The sequence below is a fragment of the Aeromonas veronii bv. veronii genome (assembly GCF_000820225.1).
Taxonomy (GTDB): domain Bacteria; phylum Pseudomonadota; class Gammaproteobacteria; order Enterobacterales; family Aeromonadaceae; genus Aeromonas; species Aeromonas veronii.
In genome coordinates, this window is the sequence record NZ_CDDK01000049.1 from 1 (window position 1) to 20,022 (window position 20,022).

Here is a 20,022-nt window from a genome sequence, read left to right on the forward strand (position 1 = left end):
CCTATTTCAGGACTAGACATTTTCCCTGCCGTAACATGCCGCTTCTCAATTCAGGGGGGCGACTGCCTCCCTCCTATTTATCAGGCTCGGCCCACCGAGAGTGGCCGCTTGCCAGGAGTGTTGCGATGCGTATTGGTCTGCTGTTGAGTATGGGGATGCTGGTTGCAAGCGGGGTTCAGGCACAAGAGCTGGGAGCCATTCCCGGGGAATCTGGTTTTTCCGGCAGTGTGCTGGCGGGGGCCAGCGTTGGCGAGACCAAGTCCAATTTTGCCACGGGGAATGCAGGTAGCGAGCGTATTGACGCTTTGGGGGCTGCGGCGCAGCAGCGCCACCTTGATCCGGTGATCAACGGGGATCTGCGCTACACCTTTGCCTCCACCGGTAGCCAGCTGTTTTTGGGCAACCTCATTCAGGATGCCATTCGTGGCGACGGTACCCAGCAGTTCGGGCTGCGCCAGCAACTGGGGGACAAGGGGATCGTGGCCGGTTCGCTGGTTTTCAATGCCACCCCGGTCAAGGTCTGGCGCGATCCCTTTGCGGTGGGTGTAGCTCGTCAGGACTGTGATGTGCGATCCCACGGCGCCCGTTTGGCGTGGGACAACATCTGGGGCAGCGCGTTCAGTGGCAGCATCACCAGCCGCGACGTCAAGGTGGATGGGGAGTCCAGCGGCGAGCAATATGGTCGCGCTGTGATGGGGATGCTGGATCGCAATGGCCGGGTCAACTTCGCCGAGCTCTCCTACCAGTTCCGGCTAACAGACGATCAGTTCCTCGAGCCAGCATTGCGCTATGAGAAGGCTGATCTGGCGGGCAGTGCCGAGTCTTATGTGAGCAAGGGGTTGCAGCTCACCTACGCCAAAACCTCGCCTCGCTGGTCATTTGTCAGCAACCTCTATCTGGGCAAGCGCGACTATGACGAGGCCAACCCGCTGTTTGGCCAGCGTGCCGACAGCCGCGACATGGCCATCGATGCCACCCTCTTCTGGCACCAGCTGTTTGGCATTGCGCCGCTCTCTGCACTCCTGAGCGCCAGCTACGCCAATGCAGACTCCTGGATCGACTTTTACGACATTCGCGCCACCAGCATCACCACGGGCCTGCTCTACCGCTTCTGATCCCGGCATCCGGCAGCGAGATGAGGTGTACACACAGGGGCTGGTCAATCCAGCTCTATTGTTTATGGGATGGAGCTCAATAGACAATTCAAGCTGTATGCAGGTTGGTCATCACATGCAGACAAGAGACGTTATGACAGAGGGCATTTGAAGGGCGCGCGTGACAGGGAAGGGGGCGAACAGCAGATACGAAAAAGCCCAGCCAAAAGGCTGGGCTTTAGAATTTGGCTCCCTCGACAGGACTTGAACCTGTGACATACGGATTAACAGTCCGCCGTTCTACCGACTGAACTACGAGGGAAAAGTGGCTCCTCCTACTGGACTTGAACCAGTGACATACGGATTAACAGTCCGCCGTTCTACCGACTGAACTAAGGAGGAATTGCCTGTCTCGTTAAGACGGGGCGAATATTAATGACCAGGGCGGCGGGTGTCAACCCGCGAATTTCCCGAAAACCGGATTTTCGGACTGTTTGCCCAAAAGTTGCGCTTTGTGGTTTATTTTCAGCACAATCAGTCCCTTGCCATCACGCTCCCAACCGGCGCAGGGGGCATTGGTTCGGTTCGCATCAACCTGATGATGCCAGCATGATGTCGCGAACGTGCTGGCAACTAAGTGAGGCTCAAATGGTAATTTTTGTGGCTAAAAAGGGGAGAGCTGGAGTCAAGATCGGCGATTTGGCGGCAAATAAGCCAAATAATGGGTAAGGGCGAGTTTCATTGATCCTGCCCATCGAAAAAATGGCCCGTCTGGAGTAAGGTTACGCAGGATACCATCGCCGCGTCGACAGCCCTGCCGGCCCTTGATGATGATCGGGCGCCGGATCTCTCCGGCCTTTATCTCCCTCTTCTGGTATTACGATATACATGCACAAGCAAGCCTCTTTAAATAGCGTGAAGCTCGCCATAGCCTTACGCCAGTCCTGTATTGATGAACCCTACAGCATGGCCCGCTTCGGCCGTGATCTTATCGCCGGTGTGACGGTGGGCATCATCGCCATCCCGCTCGCCATGGCGCTGGCCATTGCCAGCGGTGTGCCGCCGCAACACGGTCTCTATACCGCCATCATTGCCGGAATCGTGATCGCCGTGACCGGTGGCTCCCGCTACTCCATCTCCGGCCCAACCGCTGCCTTTGTGGTGATCCTCTATCCTGTCGCCCAGCAGTTCGGGGTCGGTGGTCTGTTGATGGCGACGCTCATCTCCGGCCTTTTTCTGGTGGCGATGGGGATGGCCCGTCTTGGCCGCCTTATCGAGTACATTCCCCCGTCAGTGACGCTGGGCTTTACCGGTGGTATCGCCATCGTGATCGCTACCTTGCAGATCAAGGACTTCTTTGGACTGAGCGTGCCCGAGATGCCGGAAACCTATCTGGGCAAGGTCGAAGCGCTGGCCGCCGCCCTGCCAAGCTGGCAGTGGGGCGATACCCTGGTGGGGGTCGCAACGCTGGTCGTGCTGCTGCTCTGGCCGCGCCTGCGTCTGCCGGTGCCCGGCCACCTGCCCGCGGTGCTGGTCGGGGTGGGTCTGGGTTTTGGCCTCCATTACTTTGGGGTGGATGTGGCCACCATCGGCAGCAAGTTCAGCTATACCCTGGCCGATGGCACCCAGGGGATGGGGATCCCGCCCATCGCGCCGACCCTGGTGATGCCCTGGGCCTTGCCCGGACCTGATGGCTTGCCAGTTGAATGGAACCTGGCGGCTGTTGAGCGGCTGCTGCCTGCCGCCTTCTCCATGGCGATGCTGGGGGCGATCGAATCGCTGCTCTGCGCCGTGGTACTCGATGGGATGACCGGTCGCAAACACAGCTCCAACGCCGAACTGGTGGGGCAGGGGCTTGGCAACATCTTCGCCCCCTTCTTTGGCGGTATTACCGCTACCGCAGCCATCGCCCGCTCTGCCGCCAACGTGCGTGCCGGCGCTACGTCCCCCGTCTCGGGGATCGTTCATGCGCTGGTGGTGCTGGCCGCCATTCTGGTGTTGGCCCCCTGGCTCTCCTGGTTGCCGCTCTCGGCCATGGCTGCCTTGCTGCTCATCGTGGCCTGGAACATGAGTGAAGCGCACAAGGTGGTGGAGCTGATCCGACGCGCGCCCAAATCCGATGTGCTGGTGCTGCTGGTCTGCCTGTCGCTCACCGTTATCTTCGACATGGTCATCGCCATCACCTTCGGGGTGATCCTGGCGTCCCTGCTCTTTATGCGCGAAATCGCCAAGATGACCAAACTGCACGATTTGGCCGAGCACAAGCGCTATGCCCACGAGGTGCCGGACAACGGCCTGCTCTACAAGATCAACGGCCCGCTTTTCTTCGCCGCAGCCGAACGGGTCTTTGCCGAGCTGGAAGCGCAAGTGAAAGGGCACCAGGTGCTGGTGTTGCAGATGGAGGCGGTTTCCATCCTCGATGCGGGCGGCCTGTCTGCCTTCCTCCACTTTGGCAAGCAGATGGCTAAAGCCGGTGTCGAGTTGCGGGTGGCCGAGTTGCAGTTCCAACCGCTCAAGACCCTGGCCCGTGCCAAGGTGCGGCCGCAGCCCGGCAAGCTGGAATTCTACGGCTCGCTGGAAGAGGCGCTCAAAGGTGAACATTTGCACGAAGCGGCAGTAAATTGATTGAAAGGGATACAAAACGGCATATTTTTGGTCACTTGGTTCGGATATTGAGCAAACGAACGCAAAAAGTAAAAAATTGCATTGACCAAAAGCCATGGTATCCCTTACATTACGCCCCGTCGCCGCGGCATGGTCCGCAAGCGAGTGTGCAGCTCAAGCACATAAAGCAGTGAGCAAAAATTTGGTGAGGTGTCCGAGTGGCTGAAGGAGCACGCCTGGAAAGTGTGTATACGGCAACGTATCGAGGGTTCGAATCCCTCCCTCACCGCCAAATTGCAAAGCCCTGATGTTTCCATCAGGGCTTTTTGCTATCCGCGTTTTTGCGAGCGCTGTGGGCAAGCCGATGGCGATGGGCGGCGGGCTCGGGTATAGTCCTGCGCCAATGGCGTTATCCTGTTTTGCTGACCCGTCGTGGCCCTGGTGGTGACGAGGGGCAGGCCCGTGTAAGGAGTGTTATGAAGTTCAGTCCCCTGCTCGATGAGATGATGAAAGCCCTGCAGGTATTGCCGGGGGTGGGGCCTAAGTCTGCCCAGCGGATGGCTTTTACCCTGCTCGAGCGTGAGCGCAGCGGCGGTTTGCGTCTGGCCCAGCTGCTCTCTCGCGCCCTGACCGAGATCGGTCACTGCAGCCACTGCCGCACCTTTACCGAGAACGATCGCTGCGATATCTGCGCCAATCCCAAGCGGGAAGAGAACGGTCTGCTTTGTGTGGTGGAGAGCCCGGCGGACGTGGCGGCCATCGAGCAGACCGGTCAGTTTTCCGGTCGTTACTTTGTGCTGATGGGCCATCTGTCGCCACTCGATGGGATCGGCCCGGAGGAGCTGGGGCTCGATATTCTCGAGCGCCGTCTAAAGGAAGAGCACATCAGCGAGCTGATCCTCGCCACCAATCCCACCATTGAAGGGGATGCCACTGCCTGGTATATCGCCGATATGGCCCGCACCGCCGGGGTAGAGGTGAGCCGCATCGCCCATGGCGTGCCGGTAGGGGGCGAGCTGGAGCTGGTGGATGGCACTACGCTCTCCCACTCCCTGATGGGGCGCCAGCGCTTGAAATAGCAAGGCGCCAGCCAGTTGCCCCGCATTAATAGCGGTAGCGCTGGGCAATAAATAGCCGTTTGAGCTGGTTTGAAGGGGCGAGTGAGTTGGATTGCACACTCGCCCCTTGATATTTGATTGGCCGTCCCCATCTAGGTTGGGCATATGTTCAACCCGATGTTTCTGAGGATTGGTCCATGACCCAAAGTGTTCATGCCGAAACCCACGGCTTTCAGACTGAAGTCAAACAACTGCTGAGCCTGATGGCTCACAGCCTCTACTCCAACAAAGAAGTATTCCTGCGCGAGCTGATCTCCAACGCATCCGATGCGGCGGACAAGCTGCGCTTCAAGGCGCTTTCCGATGCCTCTTTGTTCGAAAACGACGGCCAGTTGCGTGTGCGTCTGGTGGTGGACAAAGAGAAGCGTACCCTGACCATCTCCGATAACGGGATCGGTATGACCCGTGATCAGGTGATTGAGCACCTGGGTACCATCGCCAAGTCCGGCACCGCCGAATTCTTCAAAAACCTCTCCGGCGATCAGGGCAAGGATTCCCAACTGATCGGCCAGTTCGGGGTCGGTTTCTACTCCGCCTTTATCGTGGCCGACAAGGTGACCGTGGTCTCCCGTGCCGCCGGTACTGCTCCGGAGCAGGGCGTACAGTGGGAATCGGAAGGGGAAGGCTCCTTCACTGTGGCTGACGTGACCAAAGAGGGTCGCGGAACCGACGTTATCCTGCACCTACGCGCCGAAGAGGACGAGTTCCTCGACGACTGGCGTCTGCGCTCCGTGGTGGGCAAATATTCCGATCACATCAGCGTGCCTGTAGAGATGTACAAAGAAGGCACCCCGGATCGCGAAGAGGATGGTGAGACCATCGTCGGCACCCCGGGTGAGTGGGAGCAGGTCAACCGCGCCACGGCACTGTGGACCCGCAACCCGAAAGATATCAAGGACGAGGAGTATCAGGAGTTCTACAAGCACGTCGCCCACGACTTTGAAGATCCGCTGCTGTGGGGTCACAACCGGGTGGAAGGGGCGCAAGAGTACACCAGCCTGCTCTACGTACCGGCCCGCGCACCGTTCGACCTCTACAACCGCGAGCAGAAGCACGGCCTGAAGCTCTACGTACAGCGCGTCTTCATCATGGACGACGCCGAGCAGTTTATGCCGACCTACCTGCGTTTCGTCAAAGGGGTGCTGGACTCCAACGATTTGCCTCTCAACGTTAGCCGCGAGATCCTGCAGGACAACAAGGTGACCGCCTCCCTGCGCAAGGCTTGCTCCAAGCGCGTCCTGACCATGCTCTCCAAGCTGGCGAAAGACGATGCCGAGAAGTACGCCAAATTCTGGAAAGAGTTCGGTAACGTGCTCAAAGAGGGCCCGGCCGAGGATTACGCCAACCGCGAAGAGATCGCCAAGCTCCTGCGCTTTGCCAGCACCGCGGGCGAGGGCGAAGCCCAGACCGTCTCTCTTGAGGATTACGTTGGCCGCATGAAGGAAGGTCAGCAGAAGATCTACTACATCACTGCTGACTCCTATGCTGCAGCCAAGAACAGCCCGCACCTCGAGATCTTCCGCAAGAAGGGTGTCGAAGTGCTGCTGATGTGGGAGCGTGTGGATGAGTGGCTGATGAGCCACCTGACCGAGTTCGACGGCAAGCAGCTTATCTCCGTCACCCGTGGCGAACTGGATCTCGGCGATCTGGAAGACGAAGCCTCCAAGCAGGCCCAGGAAGAGGCAGAAAAGGCCAACGCCGGTCTGGTGGAGCGGGTCAAGAAGAGCCTGGGCGATGCAGTGAAAGAGGTGCGTGTCACCCACCGTCTGACCGACTCACCTTCTTGCATCGTCACCGACGCCTACGGTATGAGCACCCAGATGATCAAGCTGATGCGCGCGGCCGGCCAACCGGTACCGGAGCAGAAGTACATTCTGGAGCTCAACCCTGACCATGCGCTGGTGAAGAAACTCGACACCATTGAAGACGAGGCACTGTTCGGTGAGTGGGTCACCCTGCTGCACGAACAGGCCCAGCTGGCCGAGCAGGGCGGGCTGAACGATCCGGCGAGCTTCGTCTCCCGCATCAACCGTCTGCTGCTGCAAGCCTAAGCAGCAACGCCGGTAACAGAAAGCCCACTGCATGCAGTGGGCTTTTTTGATCCCGCCGAGTGAGCTCGGCGAAACATAGCGGCAAGGGAGGCGGCCAGCGCCTCTCTATTTGCGGTATTCGTTGTTGTAGTTCTGGATGAGACGGCGAGTCACCTCATGTTGGGGATCGGCAAACACTTTGAGGGTCTTGCCGCGCTCCACCACTCGACCTTCGTGCATCACCAGCACCTCGTCACTGATATGGCTGACGATCCCCAGGTCGTTGGCTACCAGCACATAACTCAGCCCCATGGTCTCCTGCATCTCCAGCAGCAGATTGATGATCTGGGAGCGTACCGAGATATCCAGGGTGGAGAGCGCCTCATCGGCCACCACTATCTTGGGGTTGAGGATCAGTGCCCGCGCCAGCGCCACCCGCTGTTGCTGACCTGAGGAGAGCATCTGCGGATAGAACAGGGCGTGATCCGGCAGCATCCCCACCATGCGCAGGGTTTGCACCACCTTCTCACGGCGCTCCTCCTCGGTCATCTCGGTGTTGAGGCGCAGCGGGGTTTCCAGGATCTGGCCGACCCGGATCTTGCGGTTCAGCGAGGTGTTGGGATCCTGAAAAATCATCCGCAGCAGTTTGCAGCGTGTCTGGTAATCGCCATGCACCATCAGCTGGCCGTCGATGGCGATGTCGCCGCTGGTGGGTTCGATCATGCCAGCCAGAATGCGGGCGAGGGTACTCTTGCCGGAGCCAGCTTCGCCGACGATGGCGAGGGTCTGACCCACTTCGAGATCGAACGAGAGGGGCTTGATCGCCTCCACCGCCTGACGACGGAACAGACCGGTGCGGTTCTGGTAGGTTTTGCTAAGGCCTCTGACCTGCAACAGGGATGGCTCGATCACAAGCGGGGCTCCTTCATGGGGGCATTAACGGTCATCATTTTTTTGGCTCCTCCATGTTCAGCGGGAAGTGACAGCTGAACTGATGGCCCTTGATCTTGTTCATCAACGGAGTCTGCACGCACTGCTTCTGGGCGTAGGGGCAGCGCGGCCCCAGACGGCAGCCGATGGGCAGGTGTTGCAGCGGCGGGATGACGCCGGGCAGGGTCTCGAGGCGCGACTTGTGGCGCACCAGCTTGTCAAAGTCGGGGATCGATTTGAGCAGGGCATCGGTATAGGGGTGATGCGGGGTCTCGAGGATCTGCTCCCGGGTGCCTACCTCCACCATCTGGCCGCAGTACATCACGTTGATGGTATCGGTCAGGTTGGCGATGGCGGCGATGTCGTTGCTGATGATCAGGATGGTGGTATTACCCAGCTTGTTCATCTTGTCCAGCAGTCGCAGGATCTGGGAGTGAGTGGTGGACTCCATGGCGCTGGTGGGCTCGTCGGCTACCAGCAGACGCGGCTGGTTGGCAATGGCCATGGCGATCATCACCTTCTGGCACATGCCATCCGACAGCTCGTGGGGATAGGCGCGCATCACCTTGCGGTGATCTTTGACGCCTACCCGGTGCAGCAGGGCGATGGCTTTCTTCTTGCGCCACTGGAAGCGCTGCCAGAATTGCCCTTCGAACGAATCGGTCGGGATCGCCTCTTCCAGCTGGGTGCCGATCTCCTCGGAGGGGTCGAGACAGCTGATGGGGTCCTGGAAGATCATGGCGATCTCGCGACCCATGATGCGACGGCGCTCCTTGGGAGCCATGGTCAGCAGATCCATGTCGTTGAAGCGCATTCGGTCGGCACGTACCGTCCAGTTGTCCTTCTCGATGCCGACGATCACCTTGGCGATCAGACTTTTACCGGAGCCGGATTCACCCACCAGACCGCGGATCTCCCCCTCGGTCAGGGTCAGGCTCACCTTGTCCACCGCCTTGACCTTGCCTTGTGGGGTGTCGATCTCGATGGTGAGATTGCGAATATCGAGCAGCGGCATCAGTCATTCCCCTCTTTGAGTGCTTCGCGAATGCCTTCACCAACTAGATTGGTCACCAGCACGCTGAACAGGATGGCGATGCCGGGCAGGGTGACGGTCCAGGGAGCGAGATAGATAAGGTCGCTCGAATCGGCCAGCATGGTGCCCCACTCCGGTTGGGGAGACTGGGCGCCGAGGCCAAGAAAACCGACTGCCGAGATATCGAGAATGGCCGCCGACAAGGTGCGGGTGGTCTGGGCCACCAGGGTTTCGACAATGTTGGGCAAAATAGCCAGCCGCATGATCCGGAAGGGGGGCGAGCCATCGAGGCGGCTGGCGGTGATGTACTCCTTCTGCATCTCGGCATGCACTGCGTTATAGGTGGCCCGGATAAAGGGCGGGATCAAAGCGAGCGTAATGGCTATCAGGGTATTGCCAAAACCCGGCCCCATGATGGCGACCATGATGATGGCCATCAGCAGGGAGGGGATGGAGAGCAGGGTATCGAGCAGGTGGTGCAGCACGCTCGATTTGAGCCCCTTGCTCATCCCGCCGAGGATACCGATGGCGGAGCCCACCACCATGGCGATCACCACCACGACCAGCGCATAACCGAAAGTGAGGCGCGCCCCCACCACCAGCCGGGAGAGCATGTCACGCCCCAGATCGTCGGTGCCGAGGAAGTAGTCGATGTTGCCGGTCGCCGCCCACGAGGGGGCGAGCAGCAGCTTGTCGGTGTGCTGTTCATCGATGCCGTAGGGGACGACCAGCGGCCCCACCAGCGTGATGAGCAGCAACAGCAAAAAGCACCAAAGCCCTGCCATCGCCAGCGGATTGCGGCTGTAGGAGGCCCACGTCTGCTCAAGGGGTGAGAGGATCTTGAGCTCGGGATAGATGTTCGATTTATCTTGCATAGGATACCTGGCTCCTGGTCACGCCATGAGCGCGTTCAATCTTGTTTGGCATACAACTCTTTGCGCCGTGCCGGATAGATAAGGGTGGTCAGCAACTCGGTGCTGACGCTGGTCAGGATCACGAAACTGGCGACCACCAGGGTTGCGCCGCGAATGGCGGCGTAATCCTGCAGGGCGATGCTACTGATGAGCCAGCGGCCGATCCCGTGCCACTCGAACACCACCTCGGTGATCATGGCGGAGGTGAGCACGCTACCCAGTTGCAGACCCAGCAGCGGCAGTACCGGCGGCAAGGCGTTCTTCAGACCATGGCGCCAGACGATCTGCGCCTTGGAAAGGCCCCGGCTCGCCGCCGCCTTGATGTAGTTCTGCTTCATCACGTCGATGAGGGAACTGCGCACATGGCGGATCACCTCGGTAGTGGGCACCACCGCCAGCACCAGTGACGGAAGGATCAGGTGGCGCAGGGCATCGTGCAGCGCCGCTTGCCGCCAGGGCTCGTTGCTGAGCAGCACATCGATCACCGCGATGCCCGTGATGGGGGGCACGTCGTAGAGCAGGCTGATCTGGCCCGACGCCGGCAACCAGCCGAGATCCAGCGAAAAGAGCATTACCACCAGCAGCGCCAGCCAGAACACCGGCACCGCATAGCCGATAAGACCAGCAGTCATGATGGAGAGATCCAGCGTCTTGCCTTGTGACAGGGCCGCCAGGGTGCCGAGGGGGATCCCCACCAGCAGCGAGATGGCGAACGCTGCCAGACAGAGGATCAGGGTCGCCGGGAAGTAGTGACGGATCTCGTCCAGCACCGGCAGCCCGGAGACGCTGGAGAGCCCCAGGTCACCTGCGAAAATGCGGCGCAGGAAGTCGGGATAGCCGCTCCAGAAGCTGAGTTGATGGCCGATCAGCCGATAGTCCAGCAGATAGGCGACAAAGGTCAGCGCCAGCAGGGTGATGAGCAGCAGGTTGATGCGGCGCAAGGTGTATAGAAGCATGCTTACTCCCTGTGAGCCTGGTTGAAGGAGGTGCCGCCAAAGGGCATCAGCGTCAGCCCCTCGATGTCGCTGCGGCTGACCTGGGTACGCAAGGCGTGCGCCAGCGGGATCAGCGGCAGCTGTTCGTTAAGCAGGGTCTGGGCATAGTAGTAGTTACGCAGCCGGAACGAGAGCTGGGGCGTGGTGACCGCATCATCCAGCAACTGATCGAAGGCCGGGCTACACCAGCGGCTGTAGTTGTTGCCGCGCTCCACTGCCGAGCAGCTCAGCAGCTGGCGGAAGAAGTTGTCCGGGTCGGCGTTGTCGGCAATCCAGCCGGAGAGCAAGCTGTCGTACTGCCCCTTGGTGAGGCGCCCTTCGATCACCGGCCACTCCCGTTGCACGATCTTGAGCTTGATCCCGACCTTGGCCAGATCGCTGCGGATCAGCTGGGCGGTCTTGACCGCATCCGGGTTGTAGGGGCGGGCGTCTGGCTGTACCAGCACCTGCATCTCGAACCCTTTCTCCAGTCCCGCCTCCTTGAGCAGCTGGCGCGCCCGTTTCAGATCGGGTTTGCGCTCGGGCAGGCTGGGGTTGTACCCCCATGAGAGGGTCGGCAGCAGGCTGTTGGCGGGCAGGCCGGTATCGAAATAGACCGCCTGAAGCAGGTTGTCGATATTGATGGCGCTGGCAATGGCCTGACGCACCTTGACGTTGTTGAACGGCGGCTTGCGGGTATTGAGGGCCAAAAAGGCGACGTTCATCCCCGACTGGACCGAGAGACTGAGCGCCGGATTTTGCTTGATCACCGAGAGCTGGCTGGCGGAAGGGGTGCTCATCACGTCGCACTCGCCGGTCAGCAGCTTGGCCAGCCGTTTGGCGGATTTGGGGGTGATGTCGTAGACCAGCTGTTCAATCTTGGCATCTCCACCCCAGTAGCCGGGGTGGCGCAGATAGCGAATGAACTCGTTGTGGCGATACTCCTTGAAGCTGAACGGCCCGGTGCCGATGGGGCGGCTATCCAGCAGGGCTGGCGTGCCCGCCTGCAACATCTGCTCGGCGTATTCGGCGGAGAGGATCACCGCATAGTCGCTGGCCAGAGTGGCGAGGAAGGAGGCGTTCGGCTGATTCAGCTCGAATACCACCGTCTGCGGCCCCTTCTTGCTCACCCGCTTGATCAGCAGATCTTGCCCCAGGCTGTAGAAGTAGGGGTAATCTCCGCCGGAGACATTGTGATAGGGGTGCTGCTCGTCCAGCTGGCGGGCATAGGTAAAGACCACGTCATCGGCATTGAAAGTGCGGGTGGGCTTGAACCAGGGGGTATGGTGAAACGTCACCCCCTTGCGCAGGGTCAGGGTATAGGTGAGGCCATCCTCGCTGACATGCCAGTTGGTAGCGAGCGCCGGCTCCAGCGCCAGGGTGTTGGGGTTCACCTCCAGCAGGCGGTCGTAGAGCGGACGGGCACTGGCATCCAGTGTCACCCCGGAGTTGGAAACATGGGGATTGAAGGAGAGGGGGGATCCCTCAGCACAATAGATGAGTCCGGTTTTGGAGGCCTCGGGTTGCTTCTGGCAGCCGGTGACCAGCACCAGCATACCCAGCAGCAAGGGTGTGAGCATTCTCATTGTTGAACCATGTTCTTATAGGGGTTTTGTACGCACGTTTTGATACAAATGTGCCAGCGCGAAGGCTGGCGTGTTGCTGGAGTCGGCATCAACCGCACTCCTTCACTCTTGTTCTGCATCGTTATCGCCATCCAGCAGCTGATATTTGCGTAGCATGCCACGGAACTGGTGATAGCTTAAGGCCAGCAGTTGAGCGGCTTTGCGCTGATTATACTGGGATTGCTGCATCGCTTGCTTGAGTAAATTAATCTCGTACTCCGCCACCGCCTGCTTGAGATCGAGCGGCAGGGCGAGGGGGGATGCAGATTGTACCTCGCTTCGGTCCTCTTGCGCAGGTTGCGTGACCTGTGGTCGCCAGGGGGAATCAAACGGGTTGAGCACCAGGGTCGAGAGCGGCAACTGGGGATTGCCCTGACGATAGATACTGCGCTCCACCACGTTCTTCAGCTCCCGCACGTTGCCCGGCCAGTGGTAATCCAGCAGCAGCTGGGTTGCCTTGCGCGAGAAACCGGCAAACAGCGGATAGCCCAGCTCCCGGGTCATGCTGTGGGCGAAGTGCTCCGCCAGCATCAGGATATCTTCCCGCCGCTCCCGCAAGGGGGGGAGGGTGATCACATCAAACGCGAGCCGATCGAGCAGATCGTGGCGAAACTGCCCCTTGTCGGCCAGCGCAGGGAGATCCTCGTTGGTGGCGCAGACCAGCCGCACATCCACCTTGAGGGGCTTGGCCCCACCCACCCGCTCGAACTCGCCATACTCGATGACCCGCAGCAACTTCTCCTGCACCCTGGTGCTGGTGGTGGCCAGCTCGTCAAGGAACAGGGTGCCGCCATCGGCCCGCTCGAAGCGGCCCTGATGCCGCTTGGCCGCGCCGGTAAACGATCCCGCTTCGTGACCGAACAGCTCGGTCTCCAGCAGGCTCTCGCTCAGGGTGGCGCAGTTGATGGTGACAAAGCTTTGATCCCAGCGCGCCGAGAGATAATGTAGGCGGTGGGCGATCAGCTCCTTGCCCGTCCCCCGCTCACCGATGATCAGCACGGGTTTGCGCAGGGGGGCGAGCCGTGAGGCCTGCTCAATGATCTCGAGAAATGCGTTGGATTCCCCCAGCAGGCTTTCCGTGGCCGTGGTCATAGTGATCCCTGTCAGTTGTAAAAGCTGGTCAATCTTACCAAAAGTTGGTGATTTTAATCATCACTTGCGCGAGGCATCTTGCAATCCGGCTATTCTGCCCCATATAAATCAACAAGTTAAATTTTGTTCCAGATTGGCACACAAGTTGCCATTGTCAATGGAGAAACAACGCCATGCCAATAACAGGAGTGCAATCATGAGTATTTTTTCCCGTCTGGCCGACATCATCAATTCCAACCTGACGGCCCTGCTCGACAAGGCAGAAGATCCCCAGAAGATGGTGCGCCTGATCATCCAGGAGATGGAGGACGAGTTGGTCAAGGAGCGCTCCAATCTGGCCCGCTTCCTCGCCAGCCAGAAAGAGATTGGTCGTCAGGTCGCCCGTCATCAGGAGCGGGTCGATGAGTGGCAAGCCAAGGCCGAGCTGGCCCTGACCAAGGGACGTGAAGATCTGGCCCGCGCCGCCCTTATCGAGAAGAAGAAACAGACCGAGTTGTCAGAGACCCTCTACCGCGAGCAGCAGGCGGTCGACAGCGGCATCGAGAAGCTGGGTGAAGAGATCCGTCAGCTCGAAGCCAAGCTGGAAGATGCCCGCGCCCGTCAAAGGGCGATGGCCATTCGCACCGAAGCGGCCAGCAGCCGTCTCAATGTGCAGAGTCAGGTCGCCCGTGGCGAGAGCCAGGCGGTGGTGAGCAAGTTCGAGCGGATGGAGCGTCGCATCGACGAAATGGAAGCGCGCGCCGATCTGGGTCAGTCCGACAAGGCGCTGGCGCAGCAGTTTGCCGAGCTGGAAGTGGACGATCAGATAAGCCGCGAGCTGGAAGCGATGCGCCAGAAGCTGGGCCAGGGCGACAGTAAAAGCGAAGGCAAACAGGGGGAGTAACAGATGGAAGATCTGCTGGGCGTATTGATGGTTCCCATGGTGGTCTTCATGGTGGTGGTAGCCCCCATCTGGCTGGTGCTGCACTATCGTGCCAAGGGGCGGATTGGCGCCGGTCTTGCCGATAGCGAGCGGGAACAGCTGCAAGGGCTGCTGGCTCGCACCGAGAAGATGCAGGAGCGAGTGGGCGCGCTGGAGTCGATTCTGGATGCGGAAGTACCCGGTTGGAGGAACAAGGTATGAGCAGTGTCAGTCGTGAAGGGCGTAACCTCTATCGTGATCCCCAGCGTGGCAAGATAGCCGGGATCTGTGCCGGTTTGGCTGAGTATTTCGGGGTGGAGACCTGGATCGTGCGGCTGCTCGCCATCAGTGGCCTTATCTTCGCCGGTTTCATTACCTTCACCGCCTATATCGCCGCCTGGTTCTTGCTCGACAAAAAGCCGGTCACCCTCTATTCGCAAGAGGATGCCGACTTTGCCGAGGTGCGGATGAAAGCGCGCAGCTGGCAGGCGGGGATCACCCCTCATCAGGCGCTGGGCCGCATCGCGCAGGAACTTGACGCGCTGGAGCCCAGAGTTCAGCGGATCGAGAAGCTGGTGACCTCCAGGGAGTTCACCCTGCAGCGGGAGTTTCGCAAGCTGTAGTTCTTGCTCAAGCACTCAATGTCGATGGCGGCGCCTCCCGTGATGCGCCACCATCGACACCAGCTATCCAGATGCAACCACCAAGGGAGAACGGATCAAGCCTTGATACTCAATAAACTGGAACAGAAGTTGACTCGCCTGCAACACAAGGCGAACGACGTAGTGAACCGGGTGCGGGATCGCCATATTCGGCTGGCGGTGACCGGCCTCTCTCGCAGCGGCAAAACCGCCTTTATCACGGCGCTGGTCAACCAGCTGGAGCACGCGGCCATCGACGGCCGTTTGCCGTTGTGGGATGCCCTGCGTCAGGGGCGCATCCTCGGTGCCCGCCGGGTGCCGCAGCTCAATGCCCACATCCCCACCTTCGCCTACGAACGTGGCCTCGACTCCCTGTTTGGCGATCCACCTGCCTGGCCCGAGCCCACTCGCGGCGTGGCCGAGGTGCGCCTCGAAATTCGTTATCGCACCCGCCACCCCCTGCGCAAGCATCTGGGGGAGATCTCCACCCTCTACGTGGATCTGGTGGATTACCCCGGGGAGTGGCTGCTCGACTTGCCGCTCCTTGAGATGAACTACGAGCAGTGGAGCGAACAGGTGCGCGAACAGCTGCGTCGTCCCGAGCTGCAGGCGCTTGCCGCCAGCTGGTTGACCCCCGGGGGGCAGGCTGAGCAGCGCTTCGAAGAACGACCGGTGGCTGAGCTGGCCGAGCGCTACACCGCCTACTTGCATGCTTGCAAACAGGAGCTGGGGCTGCACCTGATCCAGCCCGGCCGTTTCGTCTTGCCGGGTGAGTATGCCGGTGCCCCCATGCTGCAGTTTGTCCCCTGGGTGTGGGAGATGCCCGTCGGCGAGCCCGCCGATGGCACCCTTTATGCCACCCTCAAACAGCGCTTCGAGCAGTACAAACAGCATCTGGTGCAGGGTTTTTACGAGCAGCACTTTGCCGGCTTTGATCGCCAGATCGTGCTGGTGGATTGCCTGCAGCCCCTCAACGCCGGGGCGGCCAGCTTTGGCGACATGCAGCAGGCCATCGCCCGTATCATGGAGAGCTTTGCCTACGGCAAGAGCAACTGGTGGCGGCGACTCTTCTCGCCCCGTATCGACAAGCTGCTGTTTGTGGCGAGCAAGGCCGATCACGTCACCCCCGAACAGCATGGGCCCATGGTCTCACTGCTGCAGCATCTGGTGCGCAGCGGCCGCGGCCAGGCCCGTTTTGAGGGGATCACCACCGAGTGCTTGGCGCTGGCCGCCATCAAGGCGACCGAGGTGGGCAAGGGGGTAGCCAATGGCCGCGAGTTTCCCGCCATCCGTGGCACCAGCCTGAGCGGTGAGCCGCTGCTGCTGTTCCCGGGTGAAGTGCCACCCCATATTCCGCCTGCGCAGTGGTGGAACAGTCAGGGCTTTGATTTTCAGGCGTTTCGCCCCATGCCCATGAGCGCCCATCAGGCGCTGCCTCATATCCGGCTCGATGCGGCGCTGGAGTTTCTGCTTGGGGATCACCTCGAATAACGGTGTGCGGTCTTGGCACCTGAGCCGAAGGCTGCGCACAGGAGAACAATGCGATGAACGATCAGATAAAAGAGCGGCCACCGCTGCAGGGCAAGGTGATCCTTGAGCCTGCCTTGACGGTGGCCAGTGACGAGCGCCCGCCCGCGCCGGCCCAGCGGCTGGAGGAGGCGAGTTTCGAGCGCCTCGACGAGCTGGACGAGCTCACCGAGGTGGAGAGTGCCCTCGTCAGCAAACCGCGTCGCCGCCATCGGTTGTTGGCGTGGGGGCTGGGGGCGGTCGGTCTGCTCTCGTTGGGCCAATATGGCGCTTTCCTTTACGATCAATTTCTCACCACTCCGCTCTGGGGCAGCGCCTGGTTGGCGGCCTCGGCGCTGGTTGCGGCGGGTACCGCCAGCGTGGTGGGGCGCGAGTGGCTGCGTCTGCGCACCCTCAAACGGCGCCAGGATGTACGCTCGCGTGCCGAGGATCTGCTGGCCCATCAGGGAGTCGGGCAGGGGCAGGCCTTTTGCGAAGGGCTGGCGGTCAAAAGTGGCGACAAGGGGCGCGAGGGGTATCAAACCTGGCTGGCCCAGCTCGATGAGAGCCACAGCGATCGGGAGGTGCTGACCCTCTACAGTCAGCTGGTATTGAGCGAGCGCGACAAACTGGCGCAGGCGCGGGTGGCCAAATGGTCGGGGGAGGCCGCGGTGCTGGTGGCCCTGAGCCCGCTCGCCACCGTCGACATGATGCTGATGTTGTGGCGCAACCTGCGGATGATCGAGGATATCGCCGATGTCTACGCCATCGAACTTGGTTACTGGAGCCGGATTCGCCTCATCCGTCAGGTGTTTCGCAACATGCTCTACGCCGGTGCCACCGAGCTGGTGACCGAGGTGGGGATGGACTTGTTGGGCGCCGAGTTTGCCGCCAAGCTCTCTGCCCGCGCGGCGCAAGGGGTGGGGGCCGGGCTGCTCACCGCTCGCCTTGGCCTGCGCACCATAGAGGCGTGCCGCCCGCTGCCCTGGTGTGCGGACGAGAAACCCAAACTCGGCGAGCTGCGCAAGCGGCTGATCGGCCAGTTGGCGGGATATCTCAACAAATCCTGATAGCCCTGTCTGCACCTTGCTGCGATGACCCATGCCCCTGTTGTGCTCGCCAAGCCGCAGGGGCATGGTTTTAATCGGCAGATCATTGAGTTGGCAGCAGTGTCCGGTTTTGGCGAGGCGCCCGTTTACGGTTAAGCTGGCAGCCAATCTTACCAATCACACTAATAGTACCAATCGGCAAGGATGCCCGATGAACTTTACCTTTCGCCAGATCCGTTATTTTGTGGCCGTGGCCGACAGCTTTTCAGTGAGTCGTGCCGCAGCCGAGTTGCATATCTCCCAGTCGGCGGTCACCAGCGCCATTCGCGAGCTGGAGACCGAGCTCGGCGCCCCGCTATTCGAGCGCAATCCGCGCGGCGTCACCCTAACCACTCAGGGGCACCAGTTTTTGCTCCACGCCCGCCGCATTCTCGGCGCCATGACCGAGGCGAGCCACTCCCTCAAAGCGGTGGCCCAGCAGGATCAGGGACGACTCACCATCGGCGTGACTACATTGGTGGCGGGTTACTACCTCTCAGAGGCGCTTGGCCGCTTTCGCCGTGCCTTTCCGGCGGTACAGATCGAGGTGAAGGAGGATGAACAGCCTTTTCTGGAGCACCAGATCGTCAACGGCGAGGTGGATGTGGGGATCCTGATGACCAACCGCACCATCCGGCAAGAGGCGTTTGATACCGAATTGCTGACCCGTTCGCCGCTGCGGCTCTGGCTGGCCGCCAATCACCCGCTCTGCGCCGAGTCGACCCTCTCGCTCACCGCGCTGGGGGAGGAGCCGATGATCTCGCTGACCGCCGATCAGCTCGATCAGATCATCGGTGGCGGCCTGCGTCGCTACGGCATCTCCCCCCGTATCGTGCTGCGCACCGCGTCGGTGGAGGCGGTGCGCAGTCTGGTGGCAAGCCAGCTCGGGGTTGCCCTGTTGCCCGACTTTGCCTATCGCCCCTGGTCGCTGGAGCAGGAGCGGGTCGAGGCGCGCCCCATCAAGGAGCCCATTCCCGCCATCGATATCGGGCTGGTGTGGCGCCGTGGTTCTCGGCTGGATTGGACGGCGCGGGAATTTATCGATATTGCGCGGGATCAAAGCCGGTTGCGGGCCCGTCAGGCGCTCCCTCGCTAGCCATCTCTTGCGGGGTAGCCACCAAAAATCAGATTCATCTGCACTCGATATCGATTTAGCTGATACCTGAGCCACCAAAAATTGAAATATTCATCGTATTGCCACTCCCCTAAGCTCATTGCTGGTTAACAGGATGTTAACGCCCATGGTGGCGTTCCTTCACCTGATGCAAGTCAACACAATGCAAGGAGTGCATGATGAAATTGACCCCTCTGATGCTGGCTCTTGTTCCGGCGCTGCTGGCAGGCCAGACCCAGGCTGCCCCGACCGAGCTCGGCAAGGGTGAAGGCCAGCTCAATATCGTGGCCTGGGCTGGCTACGTTGAGCGTGGCGAGACCGACAAGAACTACGACTGGGTGACCGGATTCGAGAAAGAGACCGGCTGCAAGGTGAACGTCAAGACGGCGGCCACCTCGGACGAGATGGTGGCGTTGATGAACGAGGGGGGCTTCGATCTGGTGACCGCCTCCGGCGATGCCAGTCTGCGTCTGATTGCTGGTGGCAAGGTGCAGGCGCTCAATCTGGCACTCATCCCGAGCTACAGCAAGATTGACCCCCGGCTGCAAAATGCCCCCTGGCACACTGTGGATGGCAAGCACTACGGCGTGCCCTATCAGTGGGGCGGCAATATCCTGATGTACAACACCAAGGTGTTTCCCAAGGCACCGGACTCCTGGAACGTGGTATTCGAGGAACAGACCCTAGCGGATGGCAAGTCCAACAAGGGGCGAGTGCAGGCCTTTGACGGCCCGATCCACATCGCCGATGCCGCCCTCTATCTAATGACCCATCAGCCCGTGCTGGGCATCAAGGATCCTTACGAGCTGAACGAGGATCAGTACAAGGCCTCCCTCGATCTGCTGCGCAAGCAGCGCCAGCTGGTGGGACGCTACTGGCATGATGCTTTCGTTCAAATCGATGACTTCAAGAATGAAGGAGTGGTTGCGTCAGGCTCCTGGCCGTTCCAGGCCAACGCCCTGATCGCCGACAAGCAGCCCATCGCCACCACTGTGCCGAAAGAGGGGGTCACCGGTTGGGCCGATACCAGCATGGTGCACAGCGATGCCAAGAACCTCACCTGCGCTTACAAGTGGCTGGAGCACTCCCTGAGCAACAAGCTGCAGGGGGATCTCGCCGCCTGGTTTGGCTCGGTGCCTGTGGTACCTGCCGCCTGTGAGGGCAATGCCCTGCTGGGCCCGACCGGGTGCAAAACCAACGGTATCGACAACTTCGATCGGGTTCGCTTCTGGCGCACTCCGGTCTCCCAGTGCAAGAGCCAGGGAACTTGCGTGCCCTATTACCGCTGGGTTTCCGACTATATCGCCATTCTGGGCGGCCGCTAAGGTGGGGTGAGCAAGGTGGTCGGAACCGCTGCC

The 20,022-nt window shown here is 60.6% G+C and carries 18 protein-coding genes and 3 tRNA genes; 13 read left to right on the forward strand and 8 right to left on the reverse strand.

Going from position 1 to position 20,022, the window contains the following annotated elements:
• Window positions 1-125 precede the first annotated feature (125 nt).
• Entirely contained in the window at window positions 126-1,115 is a 990-nt protein-coding gene (locus tag BN1139_RS20065; protein WP_005352681.1) for a DUF2860 family protein, read from the forward strand.
• A 225-nt stretch (window positions 1,116-1,340) separates the two neighbouring features.
• Here the strand turns inward: BN1139_RS20065 and BN1139_RS20070 are convergent.
• Window positions 1,341-1,416, reverse strand: a tRNA-Asn gene (locus tag BN1139_RS20070).
• A 4-nt stretch (window positions 1,417-1,420) separates the two neighbouring features.
• Window positions 1,421-1,496, reverse strand: a tRNA-Asn gene (locus tag BN1139_RS20075).
• A 49-nt stretch (window positions 1,497-1,545) separates the two neighbouring features.
• Between BN1139_RS20075 and BN1139_RS21510 the strand changes: the two genes are divergently transcribed.
• The 5 genes from BN1139_RS21510 to htpG all read left to right on the forward strand — a co-directional run bounded on the left by BN1139_RS21510 (window position 1,546) and on the right by htpG (window position 6,867).
• Complete coding sequence (locus BN1139_RS21510; protein ID WP_155396137.1) at window positions 1,546-1,707, forward strand: hypothetical protein; 162 nt, start codon at window positions 1,546-1,548, stop codon at window positions 1,705-1,707.
• Window positions 1,708-1,982: 275 nt separating this feature from the next.
• The gene (dauA, locus tag BN1139_RS20080; protein ID WP_005352679.1) at window positions 1,983-3,719 is read left to right on the forward strand and encodes a C4-dicarboxylic acid transporter DauA; all 1,737 of its coding nucleotides are present in this window, start codon (window positions 1,983-1,985) and stop codon (window positions 3,717-3,719) included.
• Window positions 3,720-3,902: 183 nt separating this feature from the next.
• Window positions 3,903-3,990: transfer RNA gene (locus BN1139_RS20085), tRNA-Ser, on the forward strand.
• A 184-nt stretch (window positions 3,991-4,174) separates the two neighbouring features.
• Window positions 4,175-4,777 (forward strand): recombination mediator RecR, encoded by a 603-nt coding sequence (gene recR, locus BN1139_RS20090; RefSeq protein ID WP_005352677.1) that lies wholly within the window; start codon window positions 4,175-4,177, stop codon window positions 4,775-4,777.
• Window positions 4,778-4,953: 176 nt separating this feature from the next.
• Entirely contained in the window at window positions 4,954-6,867 is a 1,914-nt protein-coding gene (htpG, locus tag BN1139_RS20095; RefSeq protein ID WP_005352676.1) for a molecular chaperone HtpG, read from the forward strand.
• A 105-nt stretch (window positions 6,868-6,972) separates the two neighbouring features.
• On the opposite strand, the gene BN1139_RS20100 is transcribed toward htpG, so the two are convergent.
• The 6 genes from BN1139_RS20100 to pspF form a co-directional block, all read right to left on the reverse strand.
• The gene (locus BN1139_RS20100) at window positions 6,973-7,758 is read right to left on the reverse strand and encodes a peptide ABC transporter ATP-binding protein (RefSeq protein ID WP_005333681.1); all 786 of its coding nucleotides are present in this window, start codon (window positions 7,756-7,758) and stop codon (window positions 6,973-6,975) included.
• 34 nt (window positions 7,759-7,792) lie between these two features.
• Window positions 7,793-8,791, reverse strand: coding sequence for a peptide ABC transporter ATP-binding protein (locus tag BN1139_RS20105; RefSeq protein WP_005333679.1), 999 nt, complete (start codon window positions 8,789-8,791; stop codon window positions 7,793-7,795).
• Window positions 8,791-9,684 carry an ABC transporter permease subunit gene (locus BN1139_RS20110; RefSeq protein ID WP_005333677.1) on the reverse strand — a complete coding sequence of 298 codons (894 nt, stop codon included), beginning with the start codon at window positions 9,682-9,684 and terminating at the stop codon, window positions 8,791-8,793. The genes BN1139_RS20105 and BN1139_RS20110 overlap by 1 nt, the downstream gene beginning before the upstream one ends.
• A 35-nt stretch (window positions 9,685-9,719) precedes the next feature.
• On the reverse strand, window positions 9,720-10,679 hold the full coding sequence (locus BN1139_RS20115) for an ABC transporter permease (protein ID WP_005333676.1): 960 nt from the start codon (window positions 10,677-10,679) through the stop codon (window positions 9,720-9,722).
• Between the two features lie 2 nt (window positions 10,680-10,681).
• Entirely contained in the window at window positions 10,682-12,277 is a 1,596-nt protein-coding gene (sapA, locus tag BN1139_RS20120) for an ABC transporter substrate-binding protein SapA (protein WP_040069341.1), read from the reverse strand.
• Window positions 12,278-12,385: 108 nt separating this feature from the next.
• Window positions 12,386-13,414: a phage shock protein operon transcriptional activator gene (gene pspF, locus BN1139_RS20125; protein ID WP_005352668.1), complete on the reverse strand. Its 1,029-nt coding sequence runs from the start codon at window positions 13,412-13,414 to the stop codon at window positions 12,386-12,388.
• A gap of 196 nt (window positions 13,415-13,610) precedes the next feature.
• On the opposite strand from pspF, the gene pspA reads away from it, so the two are divergent.
• From pspA to BN1139_RS20160, 7 genes are all read left to right on the forward strand, one after another.
• Window positions 13,611-14,297 (forward strand): phage shock protein PspA, encoded by a 687-nt coding sequence (pspA, locus tag BN1139_RS20130; protein WP_005352666.1) that lies wholly within the window; start codon window positions 13,611-13,613, stop codon window positions 14,295-14,297.
• A 3-nt stretch (window positions 14,298-14,300) separates the two neighbouring features.
• Window positions 14,301-14,537: an envelope stress response membrane protein PspB gene (gene pspB, locus BN1139_RS20135; RefSeq protein WP_005333672.1), complete on the forward strand. Its 237-nt coding sequence runs from the start codon at window positions 14,301-14,303 to the stop codon at window positions 14,535-14,537.
• Window positions 14,534-14,938 (forward strand): envelope stress response membrane protein PspC, encoded by a 405-nt coding sequence (pspC, locus tag BN1139_RS20140; RefSeq protein WP_005333670.1) that lies wholly within the window; start codon window positions 14,534-14,536, stop codon window positions 14,936-14,938. Before pspB ends, pspC begins: the two co-directional genes overlap by 4 nt.
• A 102-nt stretch (window positions 14,939-15,040) precedes the next feature.
• Entirely contained in the window at window positions 15,041-16,447 is a 1,407-nt protein-coding gene (locus BN1139_RS20145; RefSeq protein WP_005352663.1) for a YcjX family GTP-binding protein, read from the forward strand.
• 53 nt (window positions 16,448-16,500) lie between these two features.
• The gene (locus BN1139_RS20150; protein ID WP_005352660.1) at window positions 16,501-17,532 is read left to right on the forward strand and encodes a YcjF family protein; all 1,032 of its coding nucleotides are present in this window, start codon (window positions 16,501-16,503) and stop codon (window positions 17,530-17,532) included.
• Window positions 17,533-17,722: 190 nt separating this feature from the next.
• Window positions 17,723-18,646 (forward strand): LysR family transcriptional regulator, encoded by a 924-nt coding sequence (locus BN1139_RS20155; RefSeq protein ID WP_005346246.1) that lies wholly within the window; start codon window positions 17,723-17,725, stop codon window positions 18,644-18,646.
• 197 nt (window positions 18,647-18,843) lie between these two features.
• Window positions 18,844-19,989 (forward strand): ABC transporter substrate-binding protein, encoded by a 1,146-nt coding sequence (locus tag BN1139_RS20160; RefSeq protein ID WP_005352657.1) that lies wholly within the window; start codon window positions 18,844-18,846, stop codon window positions 19,987-19,989.
• Window positions 19,990-20,022: the final 33 nt, after the last annotated feature.